Annotated in this window: 12 protein-coding genes; 7 read left to right on the top strand and 5 right to left on the bottom strand. The window is 49.4% G+C overall.

Annotated elements, in window-relative coordinates; translation table 11 throughout:
* Positions 1–80 precede the first annotated feature (80 nt).
* The 3 genes from AC0YN3_RS19575 to AC0YN3_RS19565 are packed head-to-tail and all read left to right on the top strand — an operon-like array spanning position 81 to position 3,167.
* Entirely contained in the window at positions 81–1,301 is a 1,221-nt protein-coding gene (locus AC0YN3_RS19575) for an NAD(P)/FAD-dependent oxidoreductase (RefSeq protein WP_475776652.1), read from the top strand.
* Positions 1,270–2,289: a proline racemase family protein gene (locus AC0YN3_RS19570; RefSeq protein WP_475776651.1), complete on the top strand. Its 1,020-nt coding sequence runs from the start codon at positions 1,270–1,272 to the stop codon at positions 2,287–2,289. The genes AC0YN3_RS19575 and AC0YN3_RS19570 overlap by 32 nt, the downstream gene beginning before the upstream one ends.
* A 17-nt stretch (positions 2,290–2,306) precedes the next feature.
* Positions 2,307–3,167, top strand: a complete 861-nt coding sequence (locus AC0YN3_RS19565; protein WP_475776650.1) for a proline racemase family protein — start codon at positions 2,307–2,309, stop codon at positions 3,165–3,167.
* Positions 3,168–3,171: 4 nt separating this feature from the next.
* On the opposite strand, the gene AC0YN3_RS19560 is transcribed toward AC0YN3_RS19565, so the two are convergent.
* Complete coding sequence (locus AC0YN3_RS19560; protein ID WP_475776649.1) at positions 3,172–4,062, bottom strand: AraC family transcriptional regulator; 891 nt, start codon at positions 4,060–4,062, stop codon at positions 3,172–3,174.
* A gap of 439 nt (positions 4,063–4,501) precedes the next feature.
* Here AC0YN3_RS19560 and AC0YN3_RS19555 point away from each other — a divergent pair, with 439 nt between their 5' ends.
* Entirely contained in the window at positions 4,502–8,278 is a 3,777-nt protein-coding gene (locus AC0YN3_RS19555; protein ID WP_475776648.1) for a polysaccharide lyase family 8 super-sandwich domain-containing protein, read from the top strand.
* Positions 8,279–8,424: 146 nt separating this feature from the next.
* Here AC0YN3_RS19555 and AC0YN3_RS19550 read toward each other — a convergent pair whose 3' ends face one another.
* Positions 8,425–9,282 carry a helix-turn-helix transcriptional regulator gene (locus AC0YN3_RS19550; protein WP_475776647.1) on the bottom strand — a complete coding sequence of 286 codons (858 nt, stop codon included), beginning with the start codon at positions 9,280–9,282 and terminating at the stop codon, positions 8,425–8,427.
* Positions 9,283–9,469: 187 nt separating this feature from the next.
* On the opposite strand from AC0YN3_RS19550, the gene AC0YN3_RS19545 reads away from it, so the two are divergent.
* Together AC0YN3_RS19545 and AC0YN3_RS19540 are read left to right on the top strand one after the other, a co-directional pair.
* Entirely contained in the window at positions 9,470–11,491 is a 2,022-nt protein-coding gene (locus tag AC0YN3_RS19545) for a beta-galactosidase (RefSeq protein WP_475776646.1), read from the top strand.
* Positions 11,492–11,842: 351 nt separating this feature from the next.
* The gene (locus tag AC0YN3_RS19540) at positions 11,843–12,829 is read left to right on the top strand and encodes an aldo/keto reductase (protein WP_183568612.1); all 987 of its coding nucleotides are present in this window, start codon (positions 11,843–11,845) and stop codon (positions 12,827–12,829) included.
* A gap of 68 nt (positions 12,830–12,897) precedes the next feature.
* On the opposite strand, the gene AC0YN3_RS19535 is transcribed toward AC0YN3_RS19540, so the two are convergent.
* From AC0YN3_RS19535 to AC0YN3_RS19525, 3 genes are all read right to left on the bottom strand, one after another.
* Positions 12,898–13,383: a nitroreductase family protein gene (locus AC0YN3_RS19535; protein WP_475776645.1), complete on the bottom strand. Its 486-nt coding sequence runs from the start codon at positions 13,381–13,383 to the stop codon at positions 12,898–12,900.
* Positions 13,384–13,453: 70 nt separating this feature from the next.
* Positions 13,454–13,816, bottom strand: a complete 363-nt coding sequence (locus AC0YN3_RS19530) for a hypothetical protein (protein WP_475776644.1) — start codon at positions 13,814–13,816, stop codon at positions 13,454–13,456.
* Between the two features lie 155 nt (positions 13,817–13,971).
* Entirely contained in the window at positions 13,972–14,811 is an 840-nt protein-coding gene (locus AC0YN3_RS19525) for an AraC family transcriptional regulator (RefSeq protein WP_475776643.1), read from the bottom strand.
* Positions 14,812–14,960: 149 nt separating this feature from the next.
* Between AC0YN3_RS19525 and AC0YN3_RS19520 the strand changes: the two genes are divergently transcribed.
* Positions 14,961–15,998 carry a glycoside hydrolase family 88/105 protein gene (locus AC0YN3_RS19520; RefSeq protein ID WP_475776642.1) on the top strand — a complete coding sequence of 346 codons (1,038 nt, stop codon included), beginning with the start codon at positions 14,961–14,963 and terminating at the stop codon, positions 15,996–15,998.
* The last annotated feature ends 120 nt before the right edge of the window (positions 15,999–16,118 follow it).

The following is a 16,118-nucleotide window of genomic DNA, read 5'->3' as shown; positions in this document are numbered from 1 at the left end:
GGTCCCTCCCTTGAAGAGTGTATCTTAATTATTACACTGTAAACAGAAAGTGTAAATATATGTATCGGTAGGTGAAGCTCATGACTATTAAGCGGCATGCGGACGTGCTTGTTTTGGGAGGCGGCATTATTGGTGCGTCCGTATCTTATTTTGCATCCAAAGCTGGATTGTCCGTCGCCATGCTAGAACGGGGTGAGCTTGCGCAAGGTACTTCTTCGCGATGTGACGGGAATATTCTCGTCATCGACAAGGAGCCCGGATTCGATAGCCTGATGTCGATCGAGAGCCAGCGCATCGTTGCGGAGCTGGCACGGGAGCTTGCGCAGCCGTTCGAATACCGGGCTCCCGGCAGCGTGTTCGTATGCGAGAATGAAGCGGAAATGGAAGCAGCGCGAAGCTGGGTGGCGAGGCAAGCTGCGCTGGGGCTCCCGTTCCGGATGCTCGACCGTTACGAAATACGCCAGGAGTCGGGCTATTTCGCGGACGATTTGCCCGGCGGCCTGGAATGCGGCTCCGATTCGACGGTAAATCCCTATTTGCTGACCTATGCGCTTGCCGACGGGGCGAGGCGCCTCGGAGCGGAAATATGTTTGGGGACGACCGTGCAAAACGTAACGAAACTGAGCGGAAATGGTTATGCTGTCGAAACGGACCAAGGCACGTGGGTCGGGGACAAGGTTGTCAACGCTGCTGGCTGCTGGGCACCAACGATCGGAGGGATGGTCGGTGTAGACGTTCCGATAACTCCGCGCAAGGGGCATCTCATTGTCGCCTCCAGGCAGCAGCCTGTCGGCATGCGAAAGGTAATGGAGTTCGGTTATTTGATGTCCAAATTCGGCGGCACCCGTCAAGTCGACCGCTTGACGGAACAATACGGCGTGGCGCTCGTCTTCGAGCCGACCGAGAGCCAGAACTTTCTGATCGGCTCCAGCAGGGAGTTTGCCCGTTTCGATACGACAGTACAGCCGGAGGTCATCGCCTGCATGGCCAGGCGGCTGCTCCGTTTTTATCCCGCACTGTCCGATTTTCAAATCATACGCACGTATACCGGCTTGCGGCCTTGGACGCCCGACCATTTGCCGATCGTATCAGAGGTCGAAGAGTTGCCAGGCTTCTATATTGCGGCTGGACACGAAGGAGACGGCATCAGCCTGGCTGCCGTAACCGGTAAGCTTATGGCGGAATTGCTCACGGCTGCCAAGACGACATGCATTCCGGCGGAGCCTTTGAGATTCGGCCGGTTCAATAAGAGAGAAGGGGATGGCGGACATGAACGCAGCGCAAGTGTATCGCACCATTGACACCCATACTGGAGGCAATCCGACCCGAACGATTATTAGCGGAATGCCGAAGCTTGAAGGAGCAACGATGGCGGAAAAGATGCTCGATATGAAACAAAATCATGACGGCATTCGGCGCCTGCTGATGAACGAGCCTCGCGGGCATGAGGTGATGTCGGGAGCATGCCTGGTGCCGCCCTGTCATAAACAAGCAGACGTAGGCGTCATTTATATTGAAACAGGCGGCTACTTGCCGATGTGCGGGCATGATACGATCGGTTTTTGCACGGCATTGGTCGAATGCGGACTTGTACGGGTAGAGGAGCCGATAACGGTTATTAGGCTGGATACGCCCGCTGGACTTGTTCGCGCGGAGGTGACGGTTAAGGATGGGGTCGCTCTACAAGTAGCGTTCCGTAACATACCGGCATTCCTGCACAGCGTAAGCAGCGTTTACGTTCCGGGTCTCGGAGACATGGCATGCGAAATTGCTTACGGCGGCAATTTCTTCGCGATTATAGACGCCAGCGCATGCGGGCTGCAGCTTGAACCCTCGAATGCGGCGGCTATTATCCGGCAAGCGGTTCACATTCGGCAAGCGATTAACAAGAGCTTGGTCATTGAGCATCCGGAATCTACGTTTATACGAGGCGTAACGCATGTCGAGTTCTATGGCGATGCCAGTCATCCAGACGCGGATTTACGAAATGCGGTTGTCGTGCCTCCGGGAGGCATCGACCGCTCGCCTTGCGGCACGGGCACTTCGGCTAAGCTGGCAGCGCTGTTTGCGCAGGGGAAAATCGCTCTTGGCGAGACGTTCGTATACGAAAGCATTGTCGGCTCGCTTTTCAAAGGCAGGGTGTTGGAGCAGACGATGATCGGCAGGCAGCAGGCCGTCGTAACGGAAATTGCCGGTTCGGCAAGGATGATGGGCATGCACACGTTTTATTCCGATCCGGAAGATCCGTTGAACGAAGGTTTTTTGTTCGTACCTCCAAACGATCACTGAGGGGAGAATGCCCAAACATGAAATTTAGTAGAATGGCCAAATCGTTGGACGTACATGTCGCTGGCTGGCCGCTGCGGGTCCTGTTCGATGTCGCGGAATACCGCGAGGCAGAAACGCTGTCGGAAAAAGCTTTGCGGTTATGGCAAGCGGAACGTTCGCCGCTTCGCTGGCTGCAGCATGAGCCGAGAGGGCATGCTGCAATGCGAATCGGTGTCGTGACTTCATCGCGAAAAGGCGATTACGGCTTGATGGTATTCGATTCGGAAGGCACTTGCCTGGTTGACGGAATGGATGCGCTCTGCGCAGCTTTGGCTATGACGGAAACCGGGTTATTGGCAAACGCGGACGGAATCGTATTTGAGACGAAGGGCGGATCGATTGCAGTTGGTCCAACGGACAGTGAAACCAGACGGTCTGCCGTTTACCGGTTGGCTTCGTCCGAGCTAGCTTCCTACAGGGTTGTTCGGGCGCTTGACGCCGGATTGTCGCTTCATCCCCGCAACGCTTATGAGATCGAAAAATATATAGGAAGCTGCGCGGAAGGTAAAACAACGGTGCTCGCGGAGGAGAAGAATGGCATGGAATGGGTGCTCGCTGCGATCGGCCGCGATGGTAGTTTAGTGCGCGCTCCACACATGGCCGCGATCGGAGCGATGCTCGCTAAGCTTCGCGGGGAAGGGGCGAATTGCAATGTCCCCCATCGCTTCTTTGGTCCTGCAGGCGGGTTATTAGAATGCATGATCTTATCAACAGACGGTATTGAAGAACGTGACCTGGAATTAGTCTTGGTTTTGACCGCACGCGCGAGATTGGTCGCGTCGTGCGAATTCATTCTTGATCCGCTGGATGAGCTTGGCGAAGGCTTTCTATTGCGATGAGCGTTTATTCGACGTTCATATGTTTCAGATAGTAGGCATTGCGATATCCGGTTGGTGTAAGATGCTCATGCTTGCGAAAGAGGCGTATGAAGTATTTTTCGTCCGGGATGCCTACGTCATGCGCAATCTGCTTGACGGTACGGTTGGTTCCGGCCAGCAGTGACTTTGCTTTGAACAATTTTTGCGCCAAAATATACTCATGAAGGTTTCTGCCCAAAAAGCGCTTGAATTGTCTGGAAAGATAGTCCCGGTTGTAGCCGTATTTGTCAGCGATAATGGAAGCAGTAAGCGGCTCCGCCGTATGGATGCGAATCCATTCTACGATTTCGGCAACCAACGGATCAGGCGGTATGAGGGCGCCGGTTGCATGGCCCGAATCCGCCTGCTCTGCAAGCTCCAAAAATAAAGAAGTCATCCTATAGTGCAGGGCAGAATGGTGAATAAGCTTGGAATTGGCCAAATGCTGAAGCTGGTGGAACAGGATATCAATTTTGTCTGGATGGCCGCATCGGAAAAATAGAGGCAAATACGCATATTCGTTTTTGACCGCATGCTGCCCTTCGGACTCCCTCTGGATCCTATCCTCCAGCCACTCCTCCTCCTTGCAAATGATTGCGTTCCCGGGACATAGGAAATGCACCCAGTAGAACGTAAGCTCACCTTCGCTCGGCTGGTAACCGAAATGCGTTTCGCCTGGCAAAATAAGCAGCGCGTTTCCCGGTCCGACTTCGAAACGATCGTTCTGCTGCTGGATATACTGCGTTCCCTTGACGCCGATTATAATCTCGAAGCTGTCGATCACGCGGCGGGAATGTGTCCAAGAGCGACGCGAATGCAAATGTCCTGCTGAAATAAATGCTAACGGTTGGCGAATATCCGCTCTCAGGAACCGCAAGTAGGATCACTCCTTCCGGATGGTTTGAAGCTGTTTCGAGCAAGGGATCTGCCATTTACATATTCGACACTGCTTACTTGAAATCCCTTCCAGGCGTCTGTCTTTACGTACGAGCCTATCGGGGACTAATTGCATAAACGGAACAGCGTAGAAGTTGGTTGGTTGAGATACATGAGCAATGAAAAAGGGAGTCCATATAATGGATTCCCTTTTTCATTGCTCATGATGGCTAATATAAGTTCATGTTATTGAAAAGCAGCCATGTTCAATCCTCATATTGGATGAAATAATGAAAGTCGAAAGGGGGTGTACGGATGACGAATAGGCTTCACGCAAAATGAAAACGCATTCAAATTAAGGCTGCAGACAAAACAGCGCGGAAGATGTTAGGAGCACTAAAAATGATGAATCGTTTAATTTGAGAGGAACGGTGTTTCGTATGTTGAAAAAATTCTGGCCAAGGCTAGGCATTCTCTTGATTTTGGCTCTAATCTTCTCGGTTTTTGGACAAGCGGGTACATTGAATATAAGCGTAAGCGCAGACACGAATGACGCATACGACGAACTAAGAATCAAGTACATGGCTACTCTGACCGGAGGAACAGGATATGATACCTCTGATCCGGACGTGGCCCATAAAGTCAATATGCTGGATCAAACCAGCTGGGGTAGCTTGAATAAGACGCCTGACAGGCTTTATTTGTGGGAGGATATTCATGAAGCCAATTTAATTAGCAATCCAAAGTATTTGACGCAGAACTATTTGCGAATCAAGGAGATGGCAATCGCTTATAAGAGCGTCGGCTCAAGTCTTTATGGCAATGCAGCACTAAAAACGGATATTCTCGAGGCTCTGGAATGGATGCATGTGAATCGTTACAATGAAACGGTGTATCCGGAGCATACGTGGCTTAACTGGTATGACTTGGAGATTGGTACGCCGATACAGCTCTCGGATGCCGTATTGCTCATGTATGATGAATTGATGGAGACACCGGAGAGAATAACCAATTACATGAGCATGATTCAACATTTCTCGCCGGATCATACCAAGGTTACGATGCATAATCCTAATGTTCCGAGTGCGGAAATTACGGGCGCTAACCGCGTCTGGAAAGCTTCCTATCTCGCCGTGCAAGGCATTATTCTGAAATCGGATACCAAATTGTCGAACGCAAGGGATGCGTTATCCCAAGTGATGGATTACGTCACATCAGGAGACGGCTTTTACAAAGACGGCTCTTTCGTGCAGCATTTGAATTTTGCTTATAATGGCGGGTACGGAGCAGCCCTGATTCAGGATATCTCGAATATCATCTACCTGCTGAGCGGCTCGCAATGGTATCCGACTTACGCGGGACTAGACAATGTGTACCAATGGGTATATGACTCGTATGAGCCTTTGATATACAAAGGTGCCATGATGGATATGGTTAGAGGCCGGGAGATTGCTAGATCCTACAATCAAGATCAGGTGACGGGACATAGAATTATGGGTGCGATATTGCGGTTATCGGAGTCAGCGCCACCTGCCGATGGACAGAGAATGAAAGAAATGGTGAAGTATTGGATGCAGCAGAATAGCTTGGTCGGATTTTATAAAGATCTGAATTTGAGCATTATGCTATTGGCAAAGTCCGTGTTGAATGACCCGAATGTCACTCCGAGAGGCGAGCAGGTATTGACGAAAGTGTTCGCGGGGATGGATAGAGCGGTCCATCTGAAGGAGGGGTTTGGATTCGGTGTCAGCATGTCCTCGAAACGTATGGCCAATTACGAATCCGTCATTTCAACGGATGGCATCGGCGATAATAAAAAGGGCTGGTATACGAGCGAAGGCATGACATACCTATATAATCAAGACCTCATACAATATACCGATTATTGGCCAACGGTTAACTTGTACCGTTTGCCCGGCACAACGGTGGATACGATGACGAGAGCCAATAATTCGAACATGAATTATTTAAGCCCCAATACATGGACAGGGGGAACGGAGCTGCTCCAATCCTACGCAACCGCCGGAATGGACTTGAAAGCGGCAGGCAACTCGCTGAAAGCCAAAAAATCCTGGTTTATGTTTGACGATGAAATTGTCGCCCTAGGCAGTGGAATCAACAGCACGGACGGCAGGAAAATCGAGACGACGATTGAGAATCGGATGCTAAACAAAGCGAGCACGGCCAAGGGAATTGATATTTATTCTCCAGCGTCTACTCCAATCGCAAATGAACCTTTGCGGCATAAAGTATATGCCGTAAGCGACAGCAGAAACGATGGCAATCTGCCGCACAATACGCTGGATAACAACTTGGATTCCAGATGGTCCTCCTTAGGCGAAGGGGAGTGGATCCAATATGACCTTGGCAAAGTGCAGCCAATCGGGTATTTGGGTATTAACTTCTTCAGCCAGACAGCTAGAGCAACCACATTCGATATCAAAGTGTCGAGCAACAATACCACATGGACCACGGTCTTTAGCGGCGAGTCAACGACAGGGGGAAGCGCGGCGGATATGAACGTGTACGATTTCCCTGACACTCAGGCCAGATACGTAAAGGTTATTGGCTATGGAAATACATCGAACGATTTTATCCACATGAACGAGCTTCATATTTATGCTCCGAATACGCAGGGGAATGTCATTATCCCGCTTTCGGTGGCCCCTTTGACCGCGCTGTCTACGACGAACCGTCTAGAAACGATCGATTCCGATATTTTTACGCGGTATTCATCGTTAGGCGATGGACAGTTTTTGAAATATGACCTTGGCAGCAGCATGCAGGTCGGATATGCGGGAATAAGCTTTTTTGCTGGCCTATCAAGGCATTATTCTTTTGACATTCAAGCCTCTACCGATGACGCCACATGGACGACTGTATTCAGCGGCCAGAACAATGTGTTGACCTCGGAAATAGTCGCTTATGATTTTCCGGATACAACGGCTAGATATATGAAAATCGTATTCCACGGGAATGATGCCGATCTTTACAACCGGCTCTCAGAAATTCAATTCTATGCGCCTAATCCGCTTGGAGCGGTGTTGAATCCATTGCATCATACGGTCCAATATAACGGGAACGAGGAGCTGGTCGTTAATGGAGTGGCCAAACCGGCGGGGCTCGGCTGGAAGGAGGATATGACCGTTGTCTCATCCGTGTATTTGGAAGGCACAGGCGGATATTATTTCCCGCAGCCTGCGGCAATTAAAGGGCTGAGAGAAGCCAGAAAAGGCAGTTGGCTGGACATAAGCAACACGGGACTCGGTTTCGTAACCAAAAAATATGCGACGCTTTGGTTTGATCACGGCGTTAACCCTGTCAATAAGGATTATGCTTACGTCCTTCTGCCGAACAAGAATGCAGCGCAAACGGCCGCTTACAGCAGCAATCCGGATATTGAAATTATCGTGAATGATCCGAATGTGCAAGCGGTGAAGGATAAAGCATTGGGTGTTACGGGCGCTAATTTCTGGACGGCAGGCATTGCTGGCGATCTTGTCGCGTATAATGCTTCCTCTATCATGCTGAAGGAGCAAGCGGGGGTACTGGATATCGCCGTTTCCGATCCGACGCATTTGCAGAACAAGGTTACGTACGAAGTTGCCAAATCCGGTATTTCTGTTCTTGCAAAAGACCCGTCAGTCACGATCTTGCAGCTCAGTCCTACGCTCAAGTTCGAAGTTAACACACAAGTTAAGGATGGGAGATCCCATAAGTTATCCATTCAGTACGATCCGTTAGCACCGCCTTCTCCGCCGATCAGTACGGTGACGGTAGTCGATGACCTGAATGATTACACGAATATATTTTCCCGCACGGCAAGCCTGTTGTTTGACACGGCAAATGCGCATAGGATGGAAGGCGACGCATCCAGGGTGGCACGGTATAAAAACTTGAATGAGCATATCGTCTACAAGTCATTTGCAAACCTGGACATGGAAAAGTTTGCAATAGATTCTTGGTATTTGCCTAGTGAGCCAATCACAGACTTTCACTTTTACTCGTCGCCGGATAATATCACCTACACGCAAATTACACCTATAAAAAATGAATTGCTTGGCACATCTGGAAATTGGAATAAAGCAAGCTTTAATGAATCGCTGCCAGCGGGGACCAAGTACCTGAAAATTGTTTTCATGCAAAACACGACCAACGCTTGGAATCCGCAAATAGGAAAAGTTACCATTACAAGTAAAGCTGCCGGAACAACGTAATAGCGAGCAATATTTGAAAAAAAGCTTAAAACGATAGCCTACCATGTCTTAAAATGATTGCGAAAAGCATGCGTGCAATAACTGTTTTTACCATTTTCTTAATGAAGAAGCGGATCGTCTCAGACATCCGCTTCTTTTGTCGTTCGCTATTGCTCTTCGCCGATAAGATGCATGCTTCGAAAGTCTAAAGGCGTCATTCCCTCAAGCTGTCGGAAGCAGGAACTAAAGTAGCTCGCTTGGGAGAAGCCTGTTTCGAGTGCGATCTGCTTAACGGATAACCGGGTTGAAGCAAGCAGGCGTTTAGCTTGGATAAGGCGGGATTCCAGCAAGAAATCCGGGAAAGATTGCCCGAACGTCTGGCCAAATTTACGGCTGAAATAATGCGTGCTGTATCCGGCGAGAGCGGCTGCTTTTTCGATAGAGAAAGATTCATGACTATGGGTCCGAACGTAATTGGCTGCGGCACGGATTTTATCGGAAGCATAATTAATCGGAACATTCAGTCGGTCAGAGGTTGTTTGGAGCCTTGTTAAAAGCTCGTACAAAGCAGCAGCTACGGCATATTCATCATCAATCTGATACGTTCTGCCTAATGCTAGCAATGTATGGATTAAGCTCTCGATGGGCAATAAGTCAGTTAAGGAAAATAACCAAGGCTCGTCAAGGCCTCTGCCATCTAAAAGCTCCTCTAGCCGTTCCCCGAAAAAATGAACCCACCGAATGCTCCAAGGCTCGCTGGTATCCGAATGATATCGTTGCCGCATGCCGGGCCCATATAAAAAGCCTTGACCTTTCACTACCTCATAACGTTTACCTTCCGTGACCAGGTAACCTTTGCCACCCAGCACGATATGCAAATTATAGTTGCGATGGAGATCAAATTCTTTGGTTTGAAATTCACGGTTGACGATATGATCGGGATAATCGCTGAAACCGCCGATATAATCTGGAAAGCAAACATGCCTTGTGAATAGCGGCTTAGGCAGAAAGATATGTTCGTTCATGACGATCTCCTTGTATCGCAATATTTTATATGATTACTAATAATAACACTATTCATTAGTTGATTAGAATGATAGTAATGACAATATTTTAATAGAGGTCGCATGTTTTTGTCATTTATACACGATCGATCATCCATTAAAATAAAAGTGACCAAAAAATAAGATGCCATAAAAGGAGAGACGGAAAATGCAACAATTATTATACGGCGTAGCTTATTACGACGAATATATGCCTTATGAGCGGCTTGAGGAAGACATTCGTATGATGAAGGCCGCAGGCATTAATCTCGTGCGCATTGCTGAATCGACATGGAGCACTCACGAACCGCAAAACGGGATCTTCGACTTCACGAGCGTTGACCGCGTCCTGGACGCTATGTATAAGGCTGGCATTCATGTTATCGTCGGAACGCCGACGTATGCCGTGCCGACATGGATGGTTAAAGAGCATCCTGACGTTCTCGCCGAGACGCCGAACGGACCAGGCCGTTATGGCGCCAGACAGAACATGGACATCATCAATTCGACTTATCTTTTTTATGCGGAGAGGATCATTCGCAAGCTGATTGCAAGGGTATGCAGCCATCCCGCGGTTATTGGTTATCAGGTGGACAACGAAACGAAGCATTACGGGACGAGCGGCCCTAATGTTCAATTTCGGTTCATTAAATATATGAAAGAAAAGTTCGGTACGGTAGAGCGTCTGAATCAGCATTTTGGCCTCGATTACTGGAGCAACCGAATAAATAGCTGGGAAGACTTCCCGTCTGCCGTCGGTACGATCAATGGCAGTCTCGGTGCCGAGTTCTCCCGTTTCCAGCGTCAATTGGTTACCGAATTTCTAGCATGGCAAGTTTCCATTGTGAATGAGTATAAACGTTCTGATCAGTTTGTGACGCATAACTTCGATTTTGACTGGCGGGGCTATTCATTTGGCGTCCAGAAGGACGTAGACCACTTCGAAGCGGCGAAGGCACTCGATATTGCAGGCGTAGATATTTATCATCCCTCGCAGGATGAGCTGACAGGCAAGGAAATCTCGTTTGGAGGCGACTCTACCCGTTCCCTGAAGGGGAGTAATTACTATGTGCTTGAGACACAAGCGCAAGCCTTTCCGAATTGGACGCCGTATCCCGGACAGCTGCGGCTTCAAGCCTTTAGCCATCTGGCTTCCGGTGCCGATATGGTCGAATATTGGCACTGGCATTCGATTCATAATTCCATCGAAACGTATTGGAAAGGCTTGCTCAGCCATGACATGGGCACGAATCCGACTTATGAAGAAGCGATAACGATTGGCCGGGATTTCAAGCGGCTGTCTTCCCAGCTCATTCATTTGAAAAAGGAAAACCGTGCCGCATTGCTGGTTAGCAATGAAGCGTTAACCGCGATTGAATGGTTTAAGCTGCCAGGAGGAGAAGTAGGCTATAACGAAATCGTACGCTTGCTCTATGACCGGCTGTATGAGATGAATATTGGCTGCGATATATTGAATCCAAGTTCTGCCGAAAGGTTTGAGAAGTATGACCTGATCGTCGTGCCGGCGCTTTACGCGGCTTCAGATAATCTTCTGGAGAAGCTAAACCAATATGTGGAGAATGGCGGCCATGTCGTATACACGTTCAAGAGCGGGTTCGCTAACGAACATATTAAGGTCCGGACGGGTATGCAGCCCGGAATAATAGAGAAGGCTTGCGGCGTTCGGTATAGTCAGTTCGTGCAACCCAACAAGGTTTCGCTAAAGGGAAATCCTTTTGACGTCGTAGAGGAGTCAAACCGCGTCGAGGTGTGGATGGAGCTTCTTACGCCAACAACGGCGGAGGTCCTCGCATGGTATGACCATCCCCACTGGGGGACTTATGCGGCTATAACGGAAAACCGGCACGGCCTTGGCACGGCTACTTACATCGGCTGCATGCCAAGTCCTGAAGTTGCGGGCAAGGTGTTAGAGAGAGCTTGCAAAGCGGCAGGATTATACGGTCCTGACCAGGACCTTCGCTTCCCGTTGATCGTCAAGAGCGGAGTGAATGAAGCGGGGCGGACCATCCGATATTACTTTAACTATTCAAGCGATTCAAAGTCCTTCCCTTACCCTCATGGGAACGGGATAGAGCTGCTGTCAGGCCGGAACATCATTTCGGGCGAGCAAATCGAGTTAGACAGATGGGGGTTCGCCATTGTAGAGGAAAGCATAATCCCTGTAGCATAAGCAGCAATAGGAGGCTTGATTGCGCAATGGCATGGCGTTTTCCTAATAGTTCCGGGAAGAATTATCCGTAAAGGGTAGTTCTTCTTTTTTGTCGCAACAAAGCTGCTCGCAGACCGAACGTAATATTCTCTAGCAGGAAGGTAAAAAATATTGACACTTGCAGCATTAGTGGTACTATATACCAACGGCAGGCGACATATGATTCCGGAGGTGCGCAGGTGCAGGAAGAGATGGCTATTGCGAACAAGTTTTGCCGCCATTACATCTATGACTTAGAAAACACGATCGTCGAGGGAACGGGTAGCGGCAATTGACGAAAAAAATAGGAAGTTGAAAGAGAGGAACAATGAAATGGAATACGTGAAACTCGGAAATACAGGCTTGGACGTATCTCGGCTTTGTCTTGGCTGCATGAGCTATGGCGTAGCGGAGCGTTGGACGCATCCTTGGGTGCTTGACGAAGAGCAGAGCCGCCCCTTTATCAAAAAATCGCTTGAGCTTGGCATTAATTTTTTTGATACCGCGAATGTATATTCAGACGGAACAAGCGAAGAAATCGTTGGCCGCGCTTTGAAAGAGTATGCGAACCGAGATGAAATCGTCATTGCGACGAAGGTTCATTTCCGCATGCATCAAGGTCCAAACGGCGCCGGCCTCTCGCGCAAGGCAATTATGAGCGAGATAGATAAGAGCCTTAAGAGACTCGGGACGGATTACGTAGACCTATATCAAATCCATCGCTGGGATTACCATACCCCGATTGAAGAAACGATGGAAGCTTTGCATGATGTCGTGAAGGCTGGCAAAGCCAGATACATTGGTGCATCTGCCATGTTTGCCTGGCAGTTCCAGAAGGCATTGTTTACAGCCGAAAAAAACGGATGGACCCGGTTTGTATCCATGCAAAACCATTTAAATCTTATCTACCGCGAAGAAGAAAGAGAGATGATGCCGCTGTGCAAGGAAGAAAAGATCGGCGTCATTCCTTACAGCCCGCTCGCTTCGGGAAGGTTGGCGCGTGATTGGTCGGAATCGACATACCGCTCCGAAACGGATCTAGCCCAAAAATCCAAGTACGATGCGGCTGCCCCTACAGACAGATCCGTAGTAGAGCGGCTTGCAGCAATCGCAGAAAAACGCGGTGTTCCCCGCGCTCAAATTTCCCTTGCTTGGTTATTGCAGAAGGAACCGGTAACGGCTCCGATTTTCGGCGCAACGAAAATGTCCCATCTGGAAGATGCGGTTGCATCGCTGTCCATAACGTTGACACCAGAGGAAATTGCTTCGCTGGAGGAGACGTACGTTCCGCATGCTGTCGTTGGAGCTATTCGGATGTAAGGATGGCCTGGCATATAAAATAACAAAAAACGCCCTTTTATTGTCCAAGGGCGTTTTTCCTGTTTATTTTACGAAAGGTGCTTCATTTTTTGTTGAATAGCTATGCGCTCTCTTGGCGGATTGAGTTCCTCTGGATAACCTACACCAAATATCCCGATAACCTCATAGTCTATTGGGACACCTAGAATTTCCCGCATTTTTGGAGCCATTGCCATGGAGGACCAGAATGTCCCTACTCCTTCTGCCCATGCGGCTAAGTTGAAGTTTTGCACGAAGCAAGCAGTGGCAATCGCGTTTTCTTTCGTTTCCATTTCGTTGGCGCCATGCTTAGAGACTATGACAATAACGATAGGGGCATTGAAGAAATTGGTTTTGTGATTGAGCTTTGCTCTTGTCTCCTCACCGACCCAATACACTTCCCATGGCTCGGTCAGTTTATGATTAGGAGCCATTGTGGCGGCTTGCAGCCATGTATTCATTTGTTCTACATTCACCGGATCAGATTTGAAGTTTTTGATGTTGCGGCGGGATGAGATGATTTCTATAATATCCAAGTTAAAGAACCTCCTTGTGGTTTCGTGTTTTTTAAAAATATGATCCTGCAGGTTAGCGCCTTGTAGGGATTTATTCGCTTTCCCCGTTTCCTGCTTCCGATTCACCTTGATGTGGAGCAGCAGATGACTGGTTCTCATCGAATTCGCTTCCGACGATTATGTTCTCATCATGAAGGCCAAATAGATCGATAAACTCGTTCCGTACCATTTCAATTGCTTTTAACTCTCCGGCTATAACCTGATGGATAGCTTTCAATTCAGGCTGTTCTAGCTGTTGGATTAATGTTGTGCGCTTCACGTCCAACCTCTGCAAAAACTCAAGCGCCCGCCCGCGGCGAAATGTCTGAGCTCCCGCATGCTTATGTCCCTTGCCGCCATGTCCATCGTGATGTCTTCCGCGTTTCCTGTGATCGTGACGTTCATCAAGTTTCATGAGAGTATAACCTCCTGTTTTCGAACGTGAATGCATTTTTTAAAGAGATCTGATCATTTCCTTGTATATATGTATACAAATGTATACCAATGAATACGTCTGTGTCAATAGCCAATCATGATCTGACCAAGTATAGCTAGTTTTACGCAATGGAGTCATGAATTCGTCTCCGTACCATACAGCCTGCGATACGTTTCAGGCGTCATGCCTTCCTTCCGGCGAAACGTCGCCACGAAATGGCTCGCATCGCGGAACCCGACCGCTTCGCCAATTCGGCGTATCGTCCAGTCAGGATGGGATGGAAGCCATTCCTTCGCTTTCCGGATCCTCAGTTGAATCAAGTACGCGTAGGCCGTCAGGCCAAACAGCTCCCGAAACTTCTCGTTCAGCTGCCTCTCGCCGATATCGAGCAAGGCTGCCATCTCGGCCAAGCCGATTCCGGGATCGGCGAACTCTGCTTCAAGCCAGTCCAGCAAAATTTGAATCCGCTCCAGCCGCTTCGATATAGACGGCCGGTTATCCGTTCGGGCATCGGTTCGCAGCAGCGTTAGGAAACGGTACAAATCCGATGAAAATTGCCATCCCGACGGGTCGCCTCCAGACTCGGCGGTCACTAGCATGTGTGCCAATAATTTCGAGATTCGGTCATTGCCGGCTTCCCACTGGAAGCGCTCCGCTATTTTCCATCCGAAAGTTTGGACGAAGCTTGCTGCCATGCTCCCGTGAAACGTTATGAATCCGGTATGCCAAAAGCCGTTTTTTGCTTCGTAGCGATGAGGCGTTCCCGTAGATAGCAGTATCCCTGAGTGCTCCGTCATTTTCCAGATTCGTCCATTCGCCGATAGCTCGCCTTCGCCTGCCAGCGTTTGAAGCCAGTGAAAATAGGGGTAGCCATTCGGGCGGTCCATCATCTCTTGTTTGGGACTGACCCCAATCGATTCGAGCTGCAGCGGCAGCAGCTCCGCGGGGGACGGCGGAACGATTCGTTTTTTCATGAGAAACCTCCATATTCTTATATGCCATTTCTGTATTTTTATATGGGACCGCATTAAATTAAGGTTTACAATGAAAAAGTATACTGCGGTTTTATCATACAAATCAATTAAACATAAGTATTGATTAAGAAGGGATGGTCAAGTTGAAAATGAACGCAAAAGAAAGCGACTTGAAGCAAATCGTCGGACGCGTGGCGGAGTATACGTTCGGCATGGACCTGACATGGGACTGGCCGGGCGGAGTCGCCTACTACGGCGTCAGTCGGGCATATGAAGTGACGGGAGAACAAGCTTATTTGGATCGAATGATCGCTTGGGTGGACGAATACATCGAGGCTGGACTTCCGGTATGGACGGTCAATACTTGCGCGATGGGACATATGCTGCTCACTTTATACGAGCAAACGAAGGACGAGCGGTATGCGGAGCTCATTTTCAGCAAAATCGATTATCTGGAAAACAAAGCATTGCGTTTCGGCGACCGGGTGCTCCAGCACACGGTGTCGGCCAAAAACGATTTCCCTGAGCAGTGCTGGGCGGATACGTTATTCATGGCGGCGTATTTCATGCTGCGCGCGGGTATCATGTTTGACAAAAAGCATCTCGTAGAGGACGCTCTGCATCAATTTTTCTGGCATATCAATTACTTGCAGGACGAGAACGACGGGTTGTGGTATCACGGCTACAACCATATCAAACAGGATCACATGTCCGGCATGTATTGGGCGCGAGCCAACGCGTGGGCGGCCTATACGATGTCCAGAGCGGCCAACATATTGCCGGAAGCTTACCTATATCCTCCGATGATGCATATATGGAGCTCATTGCGCGATCAGCTGGCTGCGATTAAGAAGCTGCAGAAGGAAGACGGGCTCTGGGGCACCGTGCTTGATTATCCGGAAGCCTATGGGGAAGCGTCAGCTACGGCGGGCATCGCGGCGGCAATGATCACGCAAGGAAACCCGCTGCATGGGAAGCATGTGCAGAAGGCTCTTGACGGCTTACTCGCGAACATCGCGGATAACGGCCGCGTAAAGAACGTATCAGGCGGCACCGCCGTTATGAACGATATCGCCGGCTACCTTGGCATCGACCGGAAATGGGCGCAGGGCTGGGGGCAGGGACTTGGGCTAGCGTTCTTGGCCTCGGCTATCGACGAAATTAATAAAGAATCGGACAAGGCTTGACGATCGGACCTCGTGCCACGCTTTTCCCGCATCTAGCATCAATGATTGTTCGCTTGCAATCTCCAAAGAAAGCCCTGCGTGACGCGCAGGGCTTGTTGTCGTTTGAAGGATGTCTTGCGC

The sequence above is a fragment of the Paenibacillus sp. J22R232 genome, from assembly GCF_056269165.1.
The sequence above is the reverse complement of the archived record's forward strand: the minus strand, read 5'-3'. Positions and strand labels throughout refer to the sequence as shown.